This is a genomic window from Thioclava nitratireducens (assembly GCF_001940525.2).
Lineage (GTDB): Bacteria > Pseudomonadota > Alphaproteobacteria > Rhodobacterales > Rhodobacteraceae > Thioclava > Thioclava nitratireducens.
Map to the genome: position 1 here is coordinate 26,580 of NZ_CP019439.1, position 20,027 is coordinate 46,606.

The 20,027-nt window shown below is 61.8% G+C and carries 22 protein-coding genes and 2 pseudogenes; 14 read left to right on the forward strand and 10 right to left on the reverse strand.

What is annotated here, in order from left to right; genetic code table 11:
• Positions 1-13 precede the first annotated feature (13 nt).
• A complete protein-coding gene (locus BMG03_RS20075; RefSeq protein ID WP_157771628.1) occupies positions 14-529 on the forward strand; it encodes a DoxX family membrane protein in 516 nt (171 codons plus the stop codon).
• Between the two features lie 177 nt (positions 530-706).
• Here BMG03_RS20075 and BMG03_RS20080 read toward each other — a convergent pair whose 3' ends face one another.
• The 4 genes and pseudogenes from BMG03_RS20080 to BMG03_RS20095 form a co-directional block, all read right to left on the reverse strand.
• A complete protein-coding gene (locus BMG03_RS20080; RefSeq protein ID WP_075777614.1) occupies positions 707-1,060 on the reverse strand; it encodes a DsrE/DsrF/TusD sulfur relay family protein in 354 nt (117 codons plus the stop codon).
• A gap of 9 nt (positions 1,061-1,069) precedes the next feature.
• Positions 1,070-1,765: a DUF1499 domain-containing protein gene (locus BMG03_RS20085; protein ID WP_075777615.1), complete on the reverse strand. Its 696-nt coding sequence runs from the start codon at positions 1,763-1,765 to the stop codon at positions 1,070-1,072.
• Positions 1,762-2,921, reverse strand: a protein-coding gene (locus BMG03_RS20090; RefSeq protein ID WP_244271055.1) for an IS3 family transposase whose coding sequence is annotated in 2 segments (ribosomal slippage) — positions 1,762-2,672 and positions 2,672-2,921 — 1,161 coding nt in all. Because the reading frame shifts where the segments join, the coding sequence is not laid out codon by codon here. Before BMG03_RS20090 ends, BMG03_RS20085 begins: the two co-directional genes overlap by 4 nt.
• A gap of 117 nt (positions 2,922-3,038) precedes the next feature.
• Positions 3,039-3,557 (reverse strand): annotated as a pseudogene (locus BMG03_RS20095) (MFS transporter); the annotation flags it as partial.
• Positions 3,558-3,589: 32 nt separating this feature from the next.
• Here BMG03_RS20095 and BMG03_RS20100 point away from each other — a divergent pair.
• Positions 3,590-3,787, forward strand: coding sequence for a rhodanese-like domain-containing protein (locus BMG03_RS20100; protein ID WP_341865743.1), 198 nt, complete (start codon positions 3,590-3,592; stop codon positions 3,785-3,787).
• A gap of 38 nt (positions 3,788-3,825) precedes the next feature.
• Here BMG03_RS20100 and BMG03_RS20105 read toward each other — a convergent pair whose 3' ends face one another.
• Positions 3,826-4,038: a hypothetical protein gene (locus tag BMG03_RS20105; RefSeq protein WP_075777237.1), complete on the reverse strand. Its 213-nt coding sequence runs from the start codon at positions 4,036-4,038 to the stop codon at positions 3,826-3,828.
• Positions 4,035-4,753 (reverse strand): annotated as a pseudogene (locus tag BMG03_RS20110) (COG4280 domain-containing protein). The gene BMG03_RS20105 and the pseudogene BMG03_RS20110 overlap by 4 nt, the downstream one beginning before the upstream one ends.
• An 81-nt stretch (positions 4,754-4,834) precedes the next feature.
• On the opposite strand from BMG03_RS20110, the gene BMG03_RS20115 reads away from it, so the two are divergent.
• Positions 4,835-5,740, forward strand: coding sequence for a MurR/RpiR family transcriptional regulator (locus BMG03_RS20115; protein ID WP_075777236.1), 906 nt, complete (start codon positions 4,835-4,837; stop codon positions 5,738-5,740).
• A gap of 118 nt (positions 5,741-5,858) precedes the next feature.
• On the opposite strand, the gene BMG03_RS20120 is transcribed toward BMG03_RS20115, so the two are convergent.
• Entirely contained in the window at positions 5,859-6,926 is a 1,068-nt protein-coding gene (locus tag BMG03_RS20120) for a helix-turn-helix domain-containing protein (protein WP_075777235.1), read from the reverse strand.
• A gap of 226 nt (positions 6,927-7,152) precedes the next feature.
• On the opposite strand from BMG03_RS20120, the gene BMG03_RS20125 reads away from it, so the two are divergent.
• Positions 7,153-8,049 (forward strand): recombinase family protein, encoded by an 897-nt coding sequence (locus tag BMG03_RS20125; RefSeq protein ID WP_075777234.1) that lies wholly within the window; start codon positions 7,153-7,155, stop codon positions 8,047-8,049.
• On the opposite strand, the gene BMG03_RS20130 is transcribed toward BMG03_RS20125, so the two are convergent.
• A complete protein-coding gene (locus BMG03_RS20130) occupies positions 8,033-8,428 on the reverse strand; it encodes a PIN domain-containing protein (protein ID WP_075777233.1) in 396 nt (131 codons plus the stop codon). The genes BMG03_RS20125 and BMG03_RS20130 overlap by 17 nt on opposite strands.
• Positions 8,418-8,645: an AbrB/MazE/SpoVT family DNA-binding domain-containing protein gene (locus tag BMG03_RS20135; RefSeq protein ID WP_009815510.1), complete on the reverse strand. Its 228-nt coding sequence runs from the start codon at positions 8,643-8,645 to the stop codon at positions 8,418-8,420. The genes BMG03_RS20130 and BMG03_RS20135 overlap by 11 nt, the downstream gene beginning before the upstream one ends.
• A 307-nt stretch (positions 8,646-8,952) precedes the next feature.
• Between BMG03_RS20135 and repA the strand changes: the two genes are divergently transcribed.
• The 3 genes from repA to repC all read left to right on the forward strand — a co-directional run bounded on the left by repA (position 8,953) and on the right by repC (position 12,566).
• Positions 8,953-10,140: a plasmid partitioning protein RepA gene (gene repA / locus BMG03_RS20140; protein ID WP_075777232.1), complete on the forward strand. Its 1,188-nt coding sequence runs from the start codon at positions 8,953-8,955 to the stop codon at positions 10,138-10,140.
• Entirely contained in the window at positions 10,137-11,153 is a 1,017-nt protein-coding gene (repB, locus tag BMG03_RS20145; protein ID WP_075777231.1) for a plasmid partitioning protein RepB, read from the forward strand. The genes repA and repB overlap by 4 nt, the downstream gene beginning before the upstream one ends.
• 177 nt (positions 11,154-11,330) lie before the next feature.
• Positions 11,331-12,566, forward strand: a complete 1,236-nt coding sequence (repC, locus tag BMG03_RS20150) for a plasmid replication protein RepC (RefSeq protein WP_075777230.1) — start codon at positions 11,331-11,333, stop codon at positions 12,564-12,566.
• Between the two features lie 131 nt (positions 12,567-12,697).
• On the opposite strand, the gene BMG03_RS20155 is transcribed toward repC, so the two are convergent.
• Positions 12,698-13,900 (reverse strand): Fic family protein, encoded by a 1,203-nt coding sequence (locus BMG03_RS20155; protein WP_075777229.1) that lies wholly within the window; start codon positions 13,898-13,900, stop codon positions 12,698-12,700.
• Between the two features lie 302 nt (positions 13,901-14,202).
• Between BMG03_RS20155 and BMG03_RS20160 the strand changes: the two genes are divergently transcribed.
• The 7 genes from BMG03_RS20160 (at position 14,203) to BMG03_RS20190 (ending at position 19,946) form a co-directional block, all read left to right on the forward strand.
• Positions 14,203-14,688: a hypothetical protein gene (locus tag BMG03_RS20160; RefSeq protein ID WP_075777228.1), complete on the forward strand. Its 486-nt coding sequence runs from the start codon at positions 14,203-14,205 to the stop codon at positions 14,686-14,688.
• A 40-nt stretch (positions 14,689-14,728) separates the two neighbouring features.
• Positions 14,729-15,670 (forward strand): ArdC family protein, encoded by a 942-nt coding sequence (locus tag BMG03_RS20165; RefSeq protein WP_075777227.1) that lies wholly within the window; start codon positions 14,729-14,731, stop codon positions 15,668-15,670.
• Positions 15,671-15,693: 23 nt separating this feature from the next.
• A complete protein-coding gene (locus BMG03_RS20170; RefSeq protein WP_075777226.1) occupies positions 15,694-15,903 on the forward strand; it encodes a DUF6330 family protein in 210 nt (69 codons plus the stop codon).
• A gap of 87 nt (positions 15,904-15,990) precedes the next feature.
• Positions 15,991-16,380, forward strand: a complete 390-nt coding sequence (locus BMG03_RS20175) for a DUF3768 domain-containing protein (protein ID WP_075777225.1) — start codon at positions 15,991-15,993, stop codon at positions 16,378-16,380.
• Positions 16,381-16,537: 157 nt separating this feature from the next.
• Positions 16,538-18,520: a ParB/RepB/Spo0J family partition protein gene (locus BMG03_RS20180; RefSeq protein ID WP_075777224.1), complete on the forward strand. Its 1,983-nt coding sequence runs from the start codon at positions 16,538-16,540 to the stop codon at positions 18,518-18,520.
• A 76-nt stretch (positions 18,521-18,596) separates the two neighbouring features.
• On the forward strand, positions 18,597-19,190 hold the full coding sequence (locus BMG03_RS20185; protein ID WP_075777223.1) for a regulator: 594 nt from the start codon (positions 18,597-18,599) through the stop codon (positions 19,188-19,190).
• Between the two features lie 102 nt (positions 19,191-19,292).
• The gene (locus BMG03_RS20190) at positions 19,293-19,946 is read left to right on the forward strand and encodes a DUF6927 domain-containing protein (protein ID WP_075777222.1); all 654 of its coding nucleotides are present in this window, start codon (positions 19,293-19,295) and stop codon (positions 19,944-19,946) included.
• The last annotated feature ends 81 nt before the right edge of the window (positions 19,947-20,027 follow it).

The window sequence follows — 20,027 nt, forward strand, 5'->3', positions numbered from 1 at the left end:
GGAGAACACGGTGATGTCGACACATCAGGCAGGACTTGTCAGCCCTAATGCGGTTGGCGCGGTAAGGATCCTCTTCGGTCTGGTCTGGGCGATCGACGCGCAATTCAAGTGGCGCCCGGGTTTCATCAATGATTTCGCCAGCTACCTCACCGGCGCGCTCGACAAGCAACCGGCGCTGGTCCGCGACTGGATCCATTTCTGGATCGACGTGGTCAACGTCAATCCGACGGCCTTTGCCTATCTGGTCGCCGTGGCCGAAACGGCGCTTGCCATCGCGTTAATCCTGGGCCTGTTCTCGAACCTTGCCTATCTGGGCGGCGCCGCGCTGGCCTTCGTGATCTGGTCGACGGCGGAAGGCTTCGGCGGCCCTTATGTCGCCGGATCGACAGACATTGGCGCGGCGGTCATCTATGTCTTCGTCTTCGCCTTGCTGTTCCTGACCCGGGCGGGGCTTTACCTCGGCCTCGACCGGCGGCTCGGCGAACGGCTCGGACCGCTCGCCTTTCTAGCGTCGGGGCGGCCTGCATGATCCGGGGCGGCATGACGTTACCGCGTATTTCCGGCTGGAGGGCTTCCGGATGGATGCACCGACGCAATACGCAGTCCTCTTCGCCCTGACGCTCGGCGTCGTCGGCCTGGTGGCGAGCCTCTACGCGCTGGCGCGCGCCATCGGTCGCGATGGCGACGAGCGTCAGCATCTCCGCCATCAGAACACCAGCTCCTTGTCCGCAGCCAGGGTCGCCTGCGCGAGTTCGTCCATGGTGGAGCGGTTCGCGCCTTCGGTCAGGTCCTCGTCCTTGAGACCGCGTGCATCCATGCAGGTGCCGCAGGCCAGCACGCGGCCTTTGGCGGTGAGCACGCGGCGGAGCATCCGCTCGAGGTTGTAGTAGCCGTCGGGCGTCTTCTGTCCCGCCTTGGCGCAGAGCACCGCGTCGGCCATCAGGAAGACGGTGATCTCGGCCTGCGGGTCGTTCTTGGCCAGCGCATGGGCCATGCGCAGCCCGTTGAAGCTGCGCTCTGTGCCATAGGGCGGGTCGTTCAGCAGGATCAGGTGTTTCATGGCTGGTCCTCAGGTCCGGGCGCGCGTTTCGAGAGCTGACAGGAAGGCCTCGATGCGCCGGGCATTGGCGCCCCGGTCGATCTGGCCCAGCCGCGAACGCGAGCGCATGTCGATGCGGGCGCCGGTGTCGGTTTCGGTGACGCGGATCGCCACCTCGTCCTCGAAGCCGAAGAGGCGGCTCCGGGCGATGGCCTCGATCTGGCTTTCCGCAGGATCGGCCGACAGCACCGCCCATCCGCGGTCCTCCACGAGGGCGAGCGCGGCCGCGAAAGCCTCGGCTGAGGAGAGCTGCGTCTCCAGCGGTCGCACATCCGGATAGGCAGCAAGCTGCGGCTCGGCGTTCGATGCCGGATAGTCGCTGGGCGTGGCCGTGAACCAGAAGACGGGCGGATCTTCGGTGTCGGTCGAGATGTCGTTGATCGGCGGCGTGGTGCGTGCGGCGATCTCGAAAGCGGCGCCAAGACCCGCGACGGGCAACGACAGGATCAGCCCCAGCAGGACCGTGCTGACGCCGCCCGTCCCGCGGCGAAGCCAGACGACCAGCCCGGTCAGCGCAACGACGACACCGGCACCGCCCGCCCACGCGCCCCAGCTGGCAAGGTTATAGGCCTGCGGCCAGGGCCAGTCGCCCGCCCGGAAGCCCCAGACAGAGACTGCAATAAGCGCGATTGAGGCTGACCTGCCCCCCTTGGGTCCCTCGTTCATAACGAGAGTCTGCAGGTTTGAGACTGGTAGTCGGATCGGTTGTTGTGGGCAAGCGCGCCGGGCGCGGAGCCCTCAAATTGCTCAAGCGTCCGGCGCGCTTCGAGCGGCGTCTGGTTTCCCAGAGACGAGTGCGGTCTGACGGCGTTGTAGTCGTAGCGCCAGAGCGCCAACTTGCGCCGGGCATCGTCCAGTGTGTCGAAGATCTCCTCGTTTAATAATTCGTCGCGCAGGCTGCCGTTGAAGGACTCGATGAACGCGTTCTGCTGCGGCTTGCCGGGGTCGATGTAGTGCCAGGGAATGGCGTTCTGGTCGGCCCATCTCAGGATGGCCCGGCTGGTGAACTCCGTCCCGTTGTCGCTGACAATGCAAGCAGGCTTTCCGTAGATCCGCACCAGCGCATCGAGTTCACGGGCAACACGCGTGCCCGATATGCTGGTATCGGCGACCAGGCACAGGTTCTCTCTGCAACAATCGTCGATCACGGCCAAAATACGGAACTTGCGCGAGGCGCCGAAGCTGTCCGCCAGGAAGTCGAGCGACCAGCGCGCATTGGGATGCGCCGCCGCAGGCATCGGCGTGCGTGACCCGCGAGCCCGCTTGCGTCCACGCCGTCGCTTCACCGATAGCCCTTCCTCGCGATAGAGCCGATACAGCTTCTTGTGGTTCATGGTCATGCCCTTGCGCTCAAGCAGGATGCCGATCCGGCGATAGCCAAACCGGCGCCGCTTCCCGGCGATCTCCTTCATCTCCTCGCGGATCTCGGGGCAGTCCGGCGGGCGTGTGCGCCGGACCGTCTTGGGGTCGACACCGACAAGCTGGCAGGCCCGACGCTGCGAGATGTCATGATCCCGCATCGCCCTGAGCGCCGCCTCTCGCCGCCTGGTCAATGTCGTCAGTTCTTTCCCAGCAGATCCTTCAGAACCACGTTGTCGAGCATGGTGTCGGCCAACAGACGTTTGAGCTTGGCGTTTTCGTCTTCGAGCGCCTTCAGCCTGGCCGCCTCGGAGAGCTCCATGCCACCATACTTGGCCTTGAACTTGTAAAAGGTCGCCGGGCTGAGGCCATGCCTGCGGCACACATCAGCTGTCGGCATGCCTGCCTCCTGCTCCTTGATCATCCCGATAATCTGCGCCTCGGTGAAACGGCTTTTTCGCATTCGTCTGCTCCTTCAGAGTTGGCGCAGACTCTACACTACGTTGAGGGATCCCGCGGGGGGCAGGTCAAGGCGACCCCCAACAAGATCGAAAGGAAGCCCAGAGGGCGGGCAAGTGTGTCACGCATCTGCAAGCTCCCGAGGGCTGGCGGGGTTCAGCCGCGGATGGGTTTCCTCGCCGAACCAGAAGAGCACGGCGCCCGAGACGAACATCGAGATCGCGACGAACCAGAAGGCCGCTTCCGCTGCGCCGGTAAGGCTGGCCGCCAGCCCGAGGCCAAGCGCCCCGATCGCATAGCCGAGGTCGCGCCAGAACCGGTAGATGCCGATGGCCGAGCCGCGCCAGGCGGGCGGCGTGATGTCGGCGACCGCCGCCGAAAGGTTCGGGTAGAGAAGCGCCATGCCAAAGCCCGCCACCCCGGCCGAGACCGACCACCAGAGCGCGCCGGTGCCCATGACCACCATCGCCACCCCCGCGCCTCAGATCCACATGCCCAGCACGTTGGGCCAGAACCGCCCGACATGGTCCGACAGCCGCCCGGTGAAGAGCTGCGAGCCGCCCCAGACGAAGCCGTAGGTGCCGACAATCCAGCCGACCTCGGTCAGGGTCGCGCCTTGGGTCACAAGGAACACCGGGAACAGGGCACATCCCAGGCGCGCGCAACGTGAATGTGGCGGACCTGGAGCCAATCCTGTCCGAGCTCGCTCCCGAGGCCGAGATCGTCGCCTATTGCCGTGGCCCATACTGCGTGTACGCCCACCAAGCCGTTGCCGCCCTGCGTCGGAAGGGACTCAACGCCCGCCGGCTCGAAGGTGGCCTGCCCGAATGGCGCGAGGAGGGAAGGCCGGTGCAACTCGGTACAAACTGAAGAAACCGCTTCTGGCCGGTTTCAAAACGCTGCCAAGGTCATTTACGCCTTCGAGCTTCGCGCAGGACCGCTTCGCCGAGCACCAGCACGCACCCGGCAGCGATCGCCAGACCTCCGCCAATGGGTCCGAGTACCCCCCTGTCCATGAGGATGGCCACCAGGACCACGCCGCCGAGGACCGCCAGCGTGAGCCGCAGGTCGGCCACGAACATCTTGAGAAGTTCCTTGAAGACGTCGCCGAGGATGGTCATGCGAGGCTCCTTCCTGAAGTGGTGCGTGCAAGACGCGCAAGGCCGATGCCGGACAGCAGCAACAGCGCCGCCAGTGGCAGGAGCGCAAGATCGGCCCGGGGCCATTCCGCGCCCAGCCCTTCGCCGGTCCAGAAGACACCGAAGGCGGAAAGCATGACGCCCACACCGAACTTCAGCGTGTTCTCCGGCACTTTCGACAACGGTTTGTGAACGGCCGCGCCCACCACCAGAACAAGGGCGCAGGCCGCGAGGGCGCCAAGTGACGCCTCCCACAGCAAACCCTTGCCGGCACCCACGGCAACGACGACAAATGCCACCTCAACCCTTCCAGCAGCACGGCCTTGAAGGCAGCGATGCCTGCGATCCATTGCAGGGTCTGCGGCGATCCGGTCTGCGACCGAAGCTCGGCGGTCTCCGCGTCATAGGCGAGGGTTTCGTCATTCAGGGCTATCACGCCACCCGAACGCAGCACGGCTTTCCTGAGCCAGCCCATGCCGAACAGGAGCAGCAGGATGCCGACGACCAGTTGCAGGGCCTGGATCGGGATGAAGCGCAGCGCCGGCCCGAGGATCAGGACGACGAGGCCAAGGACCGCGAGCGCCGCGGCGGTCCCGACGGCCAGCACGATGGTGAATGCTTCCACCACCTCGACGATCGAGGCGAGGAAGGCCGCCGTGACGGCGGGAAACAGGACAGTCCAGAAATCCGGCGGCATGGGATCCTCCCCATCTTGCGCTTGACTGCGGTCCGGTTGTGACACGCTTGTCGTGAATACTACATCTTGCCTGTAGTGAACATGAGCAAGGCCACATTCTCCGACCGGATCTCCACCCCCGACGCGGCGGTTTCGCCCGCCGAGTCGCGCCTCATCGATTGGTTCGCCCGCAATCGCGAGACCGCCCTGCATGCCTCGGCCGCAGAGATCGCCGCGGCCGCGGGGACCAGCGACGCCACAGTGATTCGAACCGCTCGCAAGCTCGGCTTTGCCGGGCTGGCCGACCTGCGCCACGCCCTGGCCGAGGACCTGCGCCGCGACCTGACGCTGGCGGATCGCATGGCGAGCGAACTGGCGCAGCCTGGCAATGTGCCGGGCCTGAAGACATCGGCACAGGCCTTGCGCGCCTCGCTGGACGCCATCGAGGCGCTGGAGGACGCGGTGGTTTCCGACATCGTCAGGTCTATCGCCGCCGCGCGCCGGATCCACGTTTTCGGAATCGGGCCGTCTGGCTTCATCGCCGGGTATTTGGCGGCGCAACTTGGGCGGCTGGGTTTCGATGCGCGGACCCTGTCGCGCACCGGCCTGCAGTTTGCCGACGATCTCGTGGGGATTGGCACCGGCGACGCAGTCTTGGCCCTGGCCTATGATCGCTCCTATCCCGAGGTGCGGGCTCTATTCGACCGTGCCTCGCGCCTGAACCTTCGCTCTCTCCTGATCTCCTCGAACGGGCCGCGCCTTCCCGACCCGCGCGCCAGCATCCTCGTGCGCGTGCCCCGCGGCCGCACAGGCGGTTTCGGCCTGCACGCGGGGACCCTCGCCTTGCTTGAGGGGCTCCTCCTCGCAATTTCGGCGGCCGAACCCGACAGGACGAAGGCGGCGCTCGGCGATCTGAACGCTGCCCGCGAAGCACTTTTCGGGGTCCGGCATGGGATTGTGAAATCTTCGGGCGCCTACTGTAACGGTGCGCTTGGGCAAGCCCGTTGAAGACTGCCACTTTGGCACGGCAACCGGGCAACTGACGCTGGCACACACTGGTTCGAAGTCTTCGTGCTTCTATGCTGATCAAATGGAGCGTGGGTCTATTGTGACGCACAGCACTGTGTCAGATTGCAGCCCGCCACATCCGAAAGCGGCCCTGACCTGTGACTTCCCGGACCAAGCCTTTGTTCTCCAGCCACGTCAGGTTGCGCTGAACTGCGGCCCGGCTCGTACCGGTCATTGCCTCGGCCATTGGCGCGGAGACAAGTGGCCACTCCGTCAGCATCTGGCGTAGCGCTCGCGGCGTTCTCCCCGAAAGCATTGCAGTCATTGCCTCCGCCCGCGTCGCCCAAGCTTCGATATCGTCCAAGTGACGCATCGCCGTTAGAATTGCGCTGTTCATCCCATCCAACCAGCCGACCAAACGTTCGGGCGGCAAGCCCGAAACACGCAGCCCCCCTGCCCCGCCCATGGCGAGCGGTGCGAAGATGGCGCCGCTTCCATCGCTGGCCGCGATCCTGGACGCGGTGACGGCGGCTTCCATCTGGTCGCCGTGCTGTCCAAGGCCGGCCAGGCTCCAGAGATGAAAGCCCATGCAAGCCCGCGTGATTGGGTGGAGCTCGGCTGCTGCAGCCATAACGTCCAACCATGCGCCCACGCGATCTTCGAAACGCTCAGCGCTGTTTTCAATAGTCTCGGGATCGCGGCGATCCAGGAAGGCGGCCAAATCAGCCTTCGGTCCGGGACCGCCTGTCAGGCGCCGAACAGCCCATCCAGCTCTTGCAAGGGCATTTGGGTCATCCTGTGCGCCCGAGAGCCGCATCGATATCCAGAGCGCCAGACGATCAGAACTCACCCGATCCCCCGCGAACCAGCTGAGGTCCGCTGCCTCGATCAAAGCGAGGCGATGCCGCCAGCCTTCCGGGCCACGCAGCAGCCGGTCATCCAGAGCTCCCAGGCGTCCAGCCACTTTTGCCAGCCGCACAGCATGAAAGCCTTCTGCCTTTGCCCAGTCTTCGATGACAGCAGTGTCGGGCGGTTCCGCCCGTGGCCCGGGAGGCAAATCATCCGGTTCTTCTTCGAGTGGTCCCGGCAGAAACCAGAGATCTTCTTCGCGAGCATCTTCATCCTCCTCGATAGTGATGAGGGGGGCATTGAAATAATCAGTCAGCGCAGATGCTTGGGTCTTCATATGTGCAAAATACAGTTCTTTTGCATATTACCCAAGTGGTTTCGTGGCGGTTGCTTTCGCTCTTTATAGATTAGGCGCGCGCGACTGCCGGTGGATTCTCTCAGATCACGCTCAGCGTAAGGAAACCAAGGGTTTTTGGACGAGCACGACGAGAGAGCACCTACTTGCATTCGTTTAAAAACGGTCGTTTATTGACAATATATTAAATTGCAAACGGCCCGGTTTCATGCCCCTGATAGGCTATGCGCGCGTATCCACAGAGGATCAGACCCCCCTGCCCCAGTCTGAAGCCCTACAAACCGCAGGATGCGTCGAAATCTCCGAAGAGCACGCCTCAGGCAGCAATCGCGCGCGTCCTGTGCTTGCGCGCGTTCTCGAACGCGTCCAGAGCGGCGACACACTGGTTGTCGTGCGAATTGATCGGCTTGCGCGGTCTCTGTCGCACTTGCTGGAGGTGATCGAACGTCTGGAGGCCAAGGGAGCTTTCTTCCGCTCGCTCCAGGACCCGATCGACACCGCCTCCCCTCAAGGAAAATTCACATTGCAGGTTCTGGGCGCTGCGGCCGAGTTCGAGCGCGCGCTGATACGTGAGCGCACAAAGGCTGGGATTACCTCTGCGCGCGCCAAGGGTCGCGTTGGTGGCAATCCTGGGCTTCGCACCAAAGACCCCGCCGCGCTGCGCAAGGTGCGGCTGGCACGACAGGACGGCTACATGGCGCGCCTGAACGAAACCGCGCAGGATTGGGTGCCACATGTGCGCCGCTTGCGCCCCGATATGGCATGGGAAGACGTTCTGCAGATTATTAATGGCCCCCTACCCCACAGCCGCCATTGGACGCAAAGCCGCCTGCTCCGCGCCGTGAAAGCATATGTGCGGGACGGGTTCCTGCCCGCTGAAGTGCTTGGACGCGCTGGACGTCGCGAAACCGACGATCGCCTGCCTGCGATTGTTGCGGCCATCAAAGGTTCGGACCCGGATATCACGCTGCAGGCGATCTGCGACCGGTTGGAAGCCATGCGTGAGCGGACTCCACGGGGACGTACAAGCTGGCAACCGTCATCCGTCAGGATGCTGTTGGAACGGGCGGAGCGACTTGGGTTGCTGGTCAGGCAAATGGATTGACGATGCGCAGCCGATCCTCGACCAGCAATCCGTCGTGCATGTCCTCAGTCCACAACGTCGTGCACCCAGCGATCAGCGCGGCAGACACGATCATCGCGTCATAGACCGATAACTGGTACTTCTCTGCCAACGCGCGACCGACTTGATGGGTTTGAACCGTTAGGCCCTCGACAGGGCATAAAGACTTAATACCCTCAAGAAACGCTCCGGTATCTTCCCAACTGAGCCCAGCTTTCCGTCGGCAATTGACCATCGCTTCGTTCAGGACCTGAACACTGATCCGGGGTCCCTGCCCCAGAATTTCCTCCACCCTCTCAGCCTTTGGACCATCGTCGAGCAGGTAGAGCACAACATTCGTGTCTGCGAATTCAGCGCTCATGCGCGGCGTCGCGGCTTAGACGCGCGTCCTTGGGCAGTTTTCCGCGAAACCGCCTTAGCCCTTGTAGAACTTCATCGGCGCGAGGTTGGCGTCTCACAAGAATGGTTCCATCGTCCTTTACCAGGTCGACCTGATCGCCTTCCTTTAAGCCGAGTTCCCTCACAAGATCCGCGGGTAGCCGGACGGCAAGGGAGTTTCCCCATTTGGCAACTTGCATCTTGTCCTCTCAGGCATGGATAAACATCCAATAATGTATATCCAGAACTGCCAAAAGGCAAGCTTTGGTGCGCTCAAAAGCCATGTTGGAGCCCCCCGAAAAGAGTTCTCCCTTTTCGTGAGATGCGGTGCGTTAGACCATGCAGTAGGAAGCCTAACAGCCTTGTGTTCGGTGAGGACTCGCCCACTAGATGTGGAAAAACCTTGCGCGAATCCGACTCTTGCGCCAATAGTCACGGAAACGAGGCAAAAAACGTCAATTTCCGTGAACACGCCAAAGACGCGATGTCTCGGAAGCGAGAGGGCAGATGGATAATACCTTTGTGCATGAGGATCTCAACGCGGTGATCCGCCAGCATTCGGAATGGCTGGCGAACCAGTTGCATTCGCAACGTGAGAGCCTGTTTCCACCCGATGCCGAGAAGACCATGCGCAAATTCACCTCTGGTGAGGCTGCGGGGCTGCTCGGCGTAAACGATTCCTATCTTCGCAAACTCAACTTGGATGGCAAAGGGCCTTCTCCCGAGCTTACCGCCGGCAACCGTCGTCTTTACTCGGCGCAGGATATCCAGGCGCTGCGTGTGCTCCTTGAAAAAACCGCTCGCAAGCCGGGCGATTACGTTCCCGGACGACGAGAAGGTGATCATCTTCAGGTCATCGGCGTGATGAATTTCAAGGGCGGGTCCGGAAAAACAACAACCTCTGCCCATCTCGCTCAACGGCTTGCCCTGCGCGGATATCGTGTGCTGGGCATTGATCTTGACCCACAAGCTTCCTTCACCGCGCTGCACGGCGTTCAGCCGGAATTGGACCTCGAAGATGGCGGCACTCTCTACGATGCGATCCGCTATGAGGACCCGGAGCCGATCCGGTCGGTCATCCGCAAGACCTATATCCCCAATTTGGACTTGATCCCCGGCAACCTCGAACTGATGGAGTTCGAGCACGACACCCCGCGCGCGCTGGCGCAGGGCAATGCCGGACTTTTCTTCTTCCGCGTGAAGGAGGCGCTGGCCCAGGTCGATGAGGATTACGACGTGGTCGTCATAGATTGCCCGCCGCAGCTTGGCTTTCTGACCATGTCCGCCCTGTCCGCGGCCACGGGCGTTCTGGTGACCATCCATCCAGAGATGCTCGATGTGATGTCCATGTCGCAATTCCTCCGCATGACAGCCGACCTCATGGACGTGATCGCCGAGAGCGGCGCTGACATGTCTCATGACTGGATGCGCTATGTTTTGACCCGCTACGAGCCGCAGGATGCGCCGCAGAACCGCATCGTGGCTTTCCTGCGAACAATGTACGGCGAAGCCGTGCTGAATTCGCCCATGTTGAAGTCTACAGCCATCTCAGATGCGGGCCTGACCAAGCAGACACTTTATGAAGTGGAACGCAGCGCGTTCACGCGTTCCACCTATGATCGCGCGATTGAGAGCCTGAATACGCTGAATGACGAGATCGCCGACCTAATCCAGAAAACCTGGGGGCGCACATGACCAGTGGCAAGAAGAAGCGCATGTCAATGCTGGACAGTCTTGCGGCAGCTGGGGCCCCCTCCCCTGCCTCTCAGACAGGTGCTGTGACACCGATGATGACCTCGAATCGCGCCCTTCGGTCCGCCCGCGACGCGGTCGATTCCCATCATGTTTGGGAACTGGACCCGGCGAGCATCGAAGACGGGCGTATGGCGGACCGGCTTGACCCGGCCGATGTACTGGATTTGCGCGATGCGATTGAGGCGAACGGTCAGACTGTTCCGATCCTCGTGCGACGTGCGCCGGGTGAAGATGATCGCTACCTTTTGGTCTATGGGCGACGCAGGCTGGAGGCGATCCGTCAGTCCGATAAGGTTACCAAGGTTCGCGCGTTAGTCACCAACCTGGATGACGACAGCGCTCTGCGTGCTCAGATTTCGGAGAACATGGGCCGGCGCGATTTGTCTTTTATTGAAAAGGCCCTGTTCGCAAAAGACCTTGTGTCGTCCGGCTTCGGAAATCAATCTCAGGTTGCAGAAATTCTTACCGTCACGAAGTCGTCCATATCTATGGCGATCGCGATCGCGGACATGGTCGGGCCGGATCTGGTACGCGCCATTGGCGCCGCCCATGGCATTGGCCGACCCCGATGGGAATCCCTTGGTCGGGCCATCGACGAGAATGGTCTGGACCGCGAGGACCTTATCGGGATCGCGAAAGAGGCACGTGAAAATGCCGAGACCTCCATGGTGGTGGATGACGTTGCCTCTACCAATGACCCGTCCATCCAAGCGTTCCTGGCCGTAGAAAAGGCTGTGACCAAGGCGATTAAACCGGCCAAGTCGCCCTCCCCTGCCCCACCTTCCAGCGTCCCGCTGAAGATCGGCGGCAAACGCGGCGGCACGGTCAAACGCACTGCCAAGGGCCTATCGATCGAGTTGGCGGATGGAGACTTCGCCGATTGGGTCGAGACGCAAGTGCATGACATGATTGAAGACCTTCACGAGCGCTGGAAGCAGCGGTCGGAAGACTGAGGAAGAGCAGAAATCAAAGAAGGAGGCACGAAAAGGCAAAAGAAAAGGTCCCGCAAAGCGACCACTCCACGAGACCCTAACTTGTTTCTAGCACCTTCAAGGTAGTGTCCGGAGCTATTTTCCGCAAGTCCAAAGTGATTCGCGGACCGGGATATTTTTGTCTTCGTGAATGACAAAATGGACTACACGCCCGTATCGCCGTTCCGGCGAACGATAGATGCTGCCATCCTGAAACATCAGGCAGCGACCCAGGAAGACCTGCCCCCAGCCGGCGCCAACAAGTGGGAGGTCCTGAGGGAGCTCGCTGCCGCTCGAGTCGCGTTCGGCTTGTCCGATCGGGATTTGACGGTGCTTCAGGCGCTGGTCAGCTTTCACCAAGCGACAATTCTCGGAGGCAATGACAGCGAATTGATTGTACATCCGTCCAACAAGGCGATTTGCGAGCGCCTGAACGGCATGCCCTGCTCGACGATGCGGCGCCACCTCTCCAACCTAGTGCAGACTGGCTTTGTTGTCCGGCGCGATAGCCCCAATGGGAAGCGCTATGCCCGCCGCTACGGCGACGACAAGGTTGCGTTTGGGTTCGACCTTTCTCCGCTCGTTCGACGCTTCCAGGAGGTTTGTGAGGCCGCTGAGACCGTCCGGGCCGCAGAAGAGCGGTACAAGCGCCTACGTGCCACTGTGAGCCTCATGCGGCGTGACCTCGCAGGTCTGGCCGAGTACGGGCGCTCACTTCGTCCGGATCAAGGCGTCTGGGACCAATTCTCTGATCTTGCGGCCCTAATGGCCCGAGATCTTCGCAGAAAACTCGAAATGGAAGACCTTAGGCGCATCGAAGACGCTTTGGGGTCAGCTTTAGATCACGCCCGAAGCCTTCTGGATGGCTGTGAAACAGAGAATATGAGCACCAATGATGCTGTTTCTGAGCAGCACTATCAGAATTCAAATAAAGACTCTTATGATCTTGAACCTCGCTTAGAAAAAGCGCGGGACGGAGGCGCTGTGCGCGAAACTCCAGAAGTTGCCAATAGTCCTCTGTGTTCTGAAGATGAGGGCAACTCAACGGCAACTATTGACGATCAACTGATGCCGAACATACCGCTTGGTCTCGTCCTCGCCTCCTGTCAGGAATTCAAAGCGTATTCCGAGCAGCCGGTGCGCCACTGGCACGATCTGGTCCGGGTGGCTGATGTGGTCAGGCCCATGATGGGTATTTCCCCGTCCGCGTGGGACGAGGCGAAACGCTATATGGGTCCCGAAGAAGCGTCTGTTGTGATCGTTGCAATGCTTGAACGGTTTGCGGAAATCCGATCACCTGGAGGCTACTTGAGAACCCTATCTTCAAAGGCAGCAATTGGGGAGTTCTCCTGCGGTCCTATGATCATGGCCTTGATGCGGCGGGATGCTGCATGATGAGTTCACAGCTGTGAACTCGGCTGACAAGTAGGATAGCTCGGGATAGTTCACAGTTGTGAACTTCTTTCCAACACGGTCAGAGGCTGCTCTCGCGGACTTGGCCAGAAACAGGGTCCTTCGGTTGCCAGTCACGCGGGCAGGTCACCGTCACCAAACAGGTTTGGAAAGAGCCGCTCTCGATAATCCAACGGAAACGCCAACCGCACCGGAGTCTTCGGAGATGCGGAGGTCAGGTATCCGGCGGCAGTCAGTTTACTCAGTGTGTTGCGAGCCGTACGCTCGGACGTCTTGAGCACAACTTGCGCGTCGCCACGTTCCAGTGCACCATGTCGAAGAACCGCCGAGATCAGTTCCGGCGCACGCTTGTCATCGATTGTATCTGCAACAAGACGACGATACCGTTGGTCCAACCCCCCGAGATCGAACAATTTTGCGGAGAAGGTGATCTGGTAAAGCGTCACTTTCAGGAACCATTCACTGAACGTCTTCAGTGCCGCTTCTGACAGGTTCCCTCGTCCGTCGCGGTCTCCGCGGCGTGGGCTGTCGGCCAGATCCATCATCCGTTTGTACTCGCCCCGATCGGTCAGCCCGCGGGCCAGCCCACGCGATACGGACCAAAGCCCTTGGCCACCAATCCCCGCTGTGAGGGCCATGGCATGAGACATCAGTCTGCTGACACGACCGTTGCCATCCGGGAAAGGGTGGATGTAGTTCAACCGGTGATGTGCAGACGCGATCGCGATGATCCGTCCGCTCGAAGACCGTTCCGCAATTTGAAACCGTTTGTCAAAGTGATCCATGAACGCCGCAACGCGTGACGATGATGGGGGTAGGTGGCGCCCGACCGCAACTTCTCGATCATCGTCCTGGCGCATACGTCCCGGAACGATGGGCTCCTGTGTGCCGTCGGGATGTTCGAGGACCCGAAACTCGTCAGGCATCTCGTCGTAGAAGCTCTTATGGACCCAAGTCAGGAATTCGACAGATGTGGGGCGGGGCAGGGTGCCTATGCGATGCATCTCGTCGATGGCCCGTTGAACGATGACGTGCGCCCGGGCCTCAAGGGCGAGAGGGCGGGTTTCTTCCTCAAGCTCGGCGCCAGCCAGCGCCCTTTCGATGTCGCGGGGGCGTGTGTTGTGCCCTTCGATCAGGTTGGAGTAGTAACAGTTCATCACGCGGACGAGATCGGCAAGCTCGGCTGCGCTGTCAGGATGCAGCCCTTGTCCCAGCCCGGTGGCTTCCCTCTGGATGTCGACCGAAAGGTCTGCCAATTCTGTAGGAATATGCTCCTCGAAGAAGCAGGGTTCGATTCTGGCGGGCGTTTCCAGCATTTTTGCCGATCTTTTATGTTTGCAAAGTAATTGAAAAACATACACATTTTGGAGCCGCAGGCAAGGTTTTGCCGATATGCGTTGCCGATCTTGCCTGCCGATCTGAATTTGCTGTTCCAAATCAAGGGCTTCTGGAGACGGCCCGGTATTGAGCCGTTTGTTGGGGACCCGTTGGTTTTTGAGAAGGACAGGGTCCGTACCCGGGAAAAGGGAAAGTGGACTTCGGATTTTTGTGACTTACGGATGAGGGACCTTGGGGTGCCTCGGACGGGTCCGGGCCGGGTTCCGGTCTGCCGTTCCGGATGAAGGGCATTCCCATGCAAACAGGTGTCTTGCGCGTGCTGCGCGCGACCGCTGCCTCTTGGTGGCGGCATAGAGAGCTGCGCCGAACCGGCGAGACGGAGCTGGCACGGCAGCTCGAGCGGAAAGCCGTTCTCCGCGATCTCGGCTATCTCAGGCAGGCTACGTCATTGCCAAACGCGCATGTGATCTGCGGGGATGGTGGGACGTTCATCCATCTCGGTTGGACCACCGTGTCGACTCTCGCGCCTATCGAGCGCTTCCCCCTGGCCGTGCTTGCGGTCGCACGAGGGACACCCGCCATCGACATTCGACCCGTCACCAATGTCATCGCCTTCGCGAACCTGCCGCAAGTTACGCGGGACGGTTCGGTCGACCCGGACCGTTCGGGTGCCGGCAGGTCCGTCTCGCTGACCACCTACATCGACATGGTCGAAAAGCTCGGTGCCAGCATCACCAACGATCCGCGGCCCCGTCGGTCAATCTGATCTCCATTCCCTCTCACCAAAACTCGAAAGGACGCCAGCCATGGCCCGATCCCGCACGCCCAAATTCGATGCCTCCGAGGTCATCACCAACGAAATCATCCGTATCATCGAGCGCGGTGTCCTGCCGTGGCGCAAGCCCTGGACCGCAGGCGGCAGCTCGCGCCCCCTGCGCGTGGGCGGTGAGCCCTACCAGGGGGTCAACAACTTCCTGCTAACCATGCGCACCGTGATGGCGGGGCACAGCTCGCCCTTCTGGATGACGCTGCCGCAGGCCAATGCCTTGGACGCAAAGGTTCGCAAGGGCGAGAAATCCTCTGTCGTCGTCTATTACGGTCAAAGCCGGAAAGACGCGGGCGGCGATGAGCATGACCGCAGCGACGGGGATGATCACTCCGAGGAAGCCCACATCTTTCGCTTTCAGAAATCCTACCGCGTGTTCAATGCCTGCCAGATCGAGGGCTTGCCCGACAGCTTCTTTCCCGATCCGGAGCCCGTGCCCAAGCATCCGCCGTCCGAGCCCATCCCGCACATGCAGGCGTTTTTCGATGCCATCGACATCACGACCGTCTTCACGGGGACGGAGGCGTACTATTTGCCTCCCGTGGACAAGGTTTACATGCCATCCATCACGCGGTTCCAGGACCCGCGCAATTTCTACGGGGTCTGGGCCCATGAGCTGGCCCATGCCACGAAGGCCCCGCATCGACTGAACCGTGATTTCGGGTTCTCGAAGTTCGGCAACACGTCCTATGCGCGCGAGGAGATCGTCGCGGAACTGACCTCCGTGTTTATGGGTCAGACGCTCGGCTTCACGGCCCATACGCTCGAGATGAATGCCGCCTATCTCCACAACTGGTTGCGCGTTCTTCGGTCGGACAAGGGTGCGATCTTCAAGCACGCCGCGGATGCGCAGCGCGCCTGTGATTACCTGATCGCACGGTCAGAGGCGGGCAGGGCAGGGCGCAGCGCCGAGGCTGCTTGACCATACGGAGAACGGAGACTCGCATGTCACGCAAGGAACCCAAGACGCTGCGGGTGGCCTGCTTCAACGACGGCCGCCGCAAGATCATCTCCTTCAAACGCGGTGCCTATTGGTGGAGCGCGTCTGAGGGCGCGTATCCGCTCTCGGCAGCGCTCGAGACCATCAAGGAACGGGGTGGCTGGGTCAAGACCATCCCCAACCCGAATTACAGATCCAAGGGGCTGTTCGGGTAGGGCACCTTCTCCTTCGGTCCTGCCGCCAGGCGGAAAAGAAAAAGCAGGCTTTGAGATGGGTGTTTCAACTTCACAGAGGAATGCCCCATGACCATCACCGCACAACCCCAGACAGACCGCCCTGATCCGAGTGTGATCGCAGCGCAGAACGACGCGTTTCGCAGGCTCGCATGCCTTGGAGTACCGCTCGCGCAGCCCATCCAGGGCCGAATGCATGTCACCCGCTCGCTTATGGAGGCCGGTGACGGCTTCATGGCCGAGGCGGTGAAGGCCACCGGTGAGTTTGCCACGTTCGAGCCTGAGAATGATCCCGAGGGATGGCACGATTTCGGGGCGGTCGAGATCCGGGGCGAGACCGTGTTCTGGAAAATCGATCTTTATGAAGCCGGTTCGGATTTCCGCTACGGGGCTGAGACCCCGGACAATCCTGCCACCACCATGCGCGTTTTGACCATCATGCTGGCGCGCGACTGGTAGAAGGGCAGGGGACGCCTCCCCCTGACATCTCAGACGATGAAGGCCCGCTGCCCCAAAAAGGCAAAGCGGGCCTTTTGTCGTGGTGATCCCCGAAGCCGGGGATTGGTCACGCGCATGAACGCGCGGGCCGCTCCAAATCCATCGAGAAGGATATCCCATGACCGCAAGCTTCAAACCCGTCTCCGTCGCCATCGGCGATCTGGTCCCGCATCCCGCCAATGTGCGCAGCAATTCGCCGGAAACCTACGACCCCGAGAACATCGCCCATCTGAAAGCCAGCATCGCCGTTTTGGGTCTCCTGCAGCCGCTTCTGGTCCAGCAGGTCGACGGCAAATACGCCGTGCTGGCCGGTGGCCGGCGCCATGCCGCGCTGAAGGAGCTGATCGCCGACAAGGCCAGCAAGGGGTTCACGGCGAAAACCAAGGTGGACTGCCGCCTTGTCCCTGAGGAGTGCGACGTCACCACGGCGCTGTCGCTCGCCGAGAACATCACCCAGGCACCGATGAATGCCATCGACGAGTTCGAGGCTTTCGCCCGGATGATGGAGGTCGACGGCCAGACGCCCGAGACCATCGCAAAGACCTTCGGCACCACGGTGGCCGCCGTGAAAGGCCGGTTGCGCTATGGCCTGATCCACCCCGACATCCGCGCCGCGGCCCGGGGCAAGGTGATCACGCTCGACACGATGAAAGCCTTCGCCGAGCACCCGAGCCAGGAGGCGCAGCGCGAGGTCTTCGAGGCGCTCACAAAAGACGGCGGCTATCTGCAGGCCTACACGGTCCGTCAGGCGCTCAAATCCCGCGGTGTGCAGGTCAGCGATGATATCGGGGCTTTCGTGCGCGCGGACTACGCGGCCCGCGGCGGCGCCGTCGCGGCTGACCTTCTGGAAGAGCATTCCGTGCTGGAGGATGCAGCACTGGTCGAAACCATCCTGCTCGAGAAGCTCGGTGCCGCCGCCGAAGAGGCCCGCATAAAGCTGGGCTTTGCTTGGGCCGATTCGGTGGTCCGCTACGATTACGCGACCATGGCCGACTATGGCCGAGTCTATCCCAGCCCGATCGAGCCGGATGAGGCGAGCCAGAAGCGCATCGATGAGATCACCGCTGAGCTTGAGAAACTGCAGCTCGAGATGGAGGATGAGGGGCTCGAAGACGACGCTTACAATGCGCTCTACGACCGGGTGGACGCTCTGGAAGAGGAAGCCCGCGATCTGCAGGAGGCCTACAGCGCCGAGGATCTCGCCCGTGCAGGCGTGATTGCGTCTTGGTCGAACGGGCAGATCACGCTCCATGTAGGCCTCGTCCGCCCGGAGGACATCGTGAAAGAAGAGGGCGCGCGCGGTTCGTCGACCAACACCACCGGAGAGGAGGCCCCCGACGCTGGCGAAATCAGCTACCCGGCGTCGCTGGCCGAGGATCTCAAGACCGAGCGGGCCATGGCCCTTGGCGCCGCGATGGCGCTGCATCCCGAGGCCACGCTCGATCTGACGCTCTTCAAGCTGGTCAGTGATGTTCTGGCCAGCGGCATGAGCGTCACGCAGGCGATCAAGATCGATGCCCGCAAGGAATACCGCAGCCATGCCAAAATGGACGAGATCGACGAGACCTCGCTTGAGCAGGTGGCGGCGGCGCATGATGCGCTGGACCTCTCCTGGCTCGATGACAACCGTTCGCCCGCCGATCAGTTCGCGGCGTTTCGCGCGCTGGAGGCCGGCGAGAAGGCCAAGCTCGTGGCCTATGCGACCGCCAGCACGACGCAGTCCTGCTTCGCACGGGACCGCCAGCGCGACAGCCTGATGCATGACTTCGAGATCGAGATCATGCCCGACATCCGCGCCCACTGGACGCCAAATGCGGCGCTCTTCAACCGCTTCAAGAAGGCCTGGCTCCTGAAGATCCTCGGCGAAGATCTGGGTCTGGCCCAGGAGGCGGTGACGCTGGCCTCGTCGAGCAAGAAAGAGATCGTCGCCTTCTGCGACAAGCTCTTCGCCGAGCCTTTCGCGACGCTCACTGACGCGCAGCGCGCTGCTGTGGCCGCCTGGTGCCCGCCCATGATGCAGACCGCCGGCGTCGCCTGTGATGAGGCGGAGCCCACTGCGGAAACCCCGGAGCCTGAGAGCGAGGTCGCGCAAGCGGCCTGAGCCATCACGCGACCCGCGCGTAGATCATGCCACCCGCGCGGGTCAACCCTCCCACACCCAACGGAAAGACATCCCCATGGCTATTCTCAAGTTCTCTGCCTCCGCAGTTGCGGCGCAGATCGCCCATGCGCGCGCCTGCAAAACCTTCCTGCCCAACTGGAACGGGCCCGTGGACAGGCCGGCCCTGATCCTCATCGTCGGCAATGGTGTGCATCTGCGCTCGAACGGCATCGACGGCACGACCACCCGCATCGTCACCACCGAGCAGGCCGATCCGTCCTTTGCCTTCGCCGATGGCATGAACCCGTTCCGCGACACCGACTGGATGGCGCAACGCCGCATGGCGTTTCGCGATCTGACCGGCCAGTTCTACACCGACATCCTGGATGACGTGCAGGTGCTCATCGACCGGGGGCGGGGTGCGATCCGGCTCGCCACCGATGGCCACAGTATCCGCGTCTTCGTGCGCCGGGCCTCGGATTATCTCATCGGCGGGACCTACGAGGTGCCCTCGGGCCTCGGCGGCACCTTCCGGGTCATTCTCAAGGATGCCTGCGACACCTTCGCAATCGTGCAGAACGCTGGGAACTGCGAGGATTTCGACGCCATGCAGCCCTACCGCGTGCCGCTCGATGCGCTGATGGAAATCGATGACCGGATGGCGGCTTAACGCGCCCTTTCTCAAACAAGCATCGCCAATACCCTGCCGGGCCTGCGGCCCTCTTGGGACATTGGCGACAACAATTTTCCCTACGAGAGAAAGGACTCTGAAATGGGTTGGCTCTTCTACACCGACGGCCGCGTCAAATCCTACGCGGATGAGAAAGCAGAGATCACCCGGCTTTGCACCTTTGAGGGCGACACGCGCAAAACGGACCTGGTCAAGGCCTGTAAGGTCGGCTCCACCTGGTATGCGGCGGCTAGGGTTACCAATCGCGATGGCACCCCTGTCGAGGACGCGACCTATGTCACCGATCCTGACGGCTCGATCACTTTCGCCGCCGTCTTCCTCACCGCCTACGACGATGGGTGTTGGGGCTACAAGGATATGGAGGAAAGCGCTGGCCCGAACGCGTCGCGCGCGCCCCTTGCGCTGATCGAACTTCTCTCCGACCTGAAAGACCCGGACAGCTACGCCCGGGACTGGCGCCAGCGCTGCCGGGAATGGGCTTCGATCCCGAACTACGAGGAAGGCGACAAGATCAAGCTCGCAAAACCGGTGACGCTCACCGATGGCAGCACCTGCCAGATCGTCACCGTGACGCACTACAGACGCGGGCGGCAAAAACGCCGCTGCTACCGGATCGAGGAAACCGGCGGGCTCGTACGCCTGTCGAAAGCGACGCTTTCCAGCTCGGAGCTGCTCAGCTCCGCGAAAGGTGCTGCTAGCCAGGTGCTGGCGGAGTATTTCGCGGGGCGAGAATAGGTGCTGCGCCGGACGGTTCATCGACCTGCCGACGACAGCAGATCCTGCGGCTTGCCTTGACAAGGCAATGCAAATGCATTA

Excerpts from the sequence above, each read along its gene's own strand:
- BMG03_RS20075 (WP_157771628.1), top strand. The coding sequence starts at position 14 with ATGTCGACACATCAGGCAGGACTTGTCAGCCCTAATGCGGTTGGCGCG.
- BMG03_RS20080 (WP_075777614.1), bottom strand. The coding sequence starts at position 1,060 with ATGAAACACCTGATCCTGCTGAACGACCCGCCCTATGGCACAGAGCGC.
- BMG03_RS20085 (WP_075777615.1), bottom strand. The coding sequence starts at position 1,765 with ATGAACGAGGGACCCAAGGGGGGCAGGTCAGCCTCAATCGCGCTTATT.
- BMG03_RS20105 (WP_075777237.1), bottom strand. The coding sequence starts at position 4,038 with ATGACCATCCTCGGCGACGTCTTCAAGGAACTTCTCAAGATGTTCGTG.
- BMG03_RS20115 (WP_075777236.1), top strand. The coding sequence starts at position 4,835 with ATGAGCAAGGCCACATTCTCCGACCGGATCTCCACCCCCGACGCGGCG.
- BMG03_RS20120 (WP_075777235.1), bottom strand. The coding sequence starts at position 6,926 with ATGAAGACCCAAGCATCTGCGCTGACTGATTATTTCAATGCCCCCCTC.
- BMG03_RS20125 (WP_075777234.1), top strand. The coding sequence starts at position 7,153 with ATGCCCCTGATAGGCTATGCGCGCGTATCCACAGAGGATCAGACCCCC.
- BMG03_RS20130 (WP_075777233.1), bottom strand. The coding sequence starts at position 8,428 with ATGAGCGCTGAATTCGCAGACACGAATGTTGTGCTCTACCTGCTCGAC.
- BMG03_RS20135 (WP_009815510.1), bottom strand. The coding sequence starts at position 8,645 with ATGCAAGTTGCCAAATGGGGAAACTCCCTTGCCGTCCGGCTACCCGCG.
- repA (WP_075777232.1), top strand. The coding sequence starts at position 8,953 with ATGGATAATACCTTTGTGCATGAGGATCTCAACGCGGTGATCCGCCAG.
- repB (WP_075777231.1), top strand. The coding sequence starts at position 10,137 with ATGACCAGTGGCAAGAAGAAGCGCATGTCAATGCTGGACAGTCTTGCG.
- repC (WP_075777230.1), top strand. The coding sequence starts at position 11,331 with ATGGACTACACGCCCGTATCGCCGTTCCGGCGAACGATAGATGCTGCC.
- BMG03_RS20155 (WP_075777229.1), bottom strand. The coding sequence starts at position 13,900 with ATGCTGGAAACGCCCGCCAGAATCGAACCCTGCTTCTTCGAGGAGCAT.
- BMG03_RS20160 (WP_075777228.1), top strand. The coding sequence starts at position 14,203 with ATGAAGGGCATTCCCATGCAAACAGGTGTCTTGCGCGTGCTGCGCGCG.
- BMG03_RS20165 (WP_075777227.1), top strand. The coding sequence starts at position 14,729 with ATGGCCCGATCCCGCACGCCCAAATTCGATGCCTCCGAGGTCATCACC.
- BMG03_RS20170 (WP_075777226.1), top strand. The coding sequence starts at position 15,694 with ATGTCACGCAAGGAACCCAAGACGCTGCGGGTGGCCTGCTTCAACGAC.
- BMG03_RS20175 (WP_075777225.1), top strand. The coding sequence starts at position 15,991 with ATGACCATCACCGCACAACCCCAGACAGACCGCCCTGATCCGAGTGTG.
- BMG03_RS20180 (WP_075777224.1), top strand. The coding sequence starts at position 16,538 with ATGACCGCAAGCTTCAAACCCGTCTCCGTCGCCATCGGCGATCTGGTC.
- BMG03_RS20185 (WP_075777223.1), top strand. The coding sequence starts at position 18,597 with ATGGCTATTCTCAAGTTCTCTGCCTCCGCAGTTGCGGCGCAGATCGCC.
- BMG03_RS20190 (WP_075777222.1), top strand. The coding sequence starts at position 19,293 with ATGGGTTGGCTCTTCTACACCGACGGCCGCGTCAAATCCTACGCGGAT.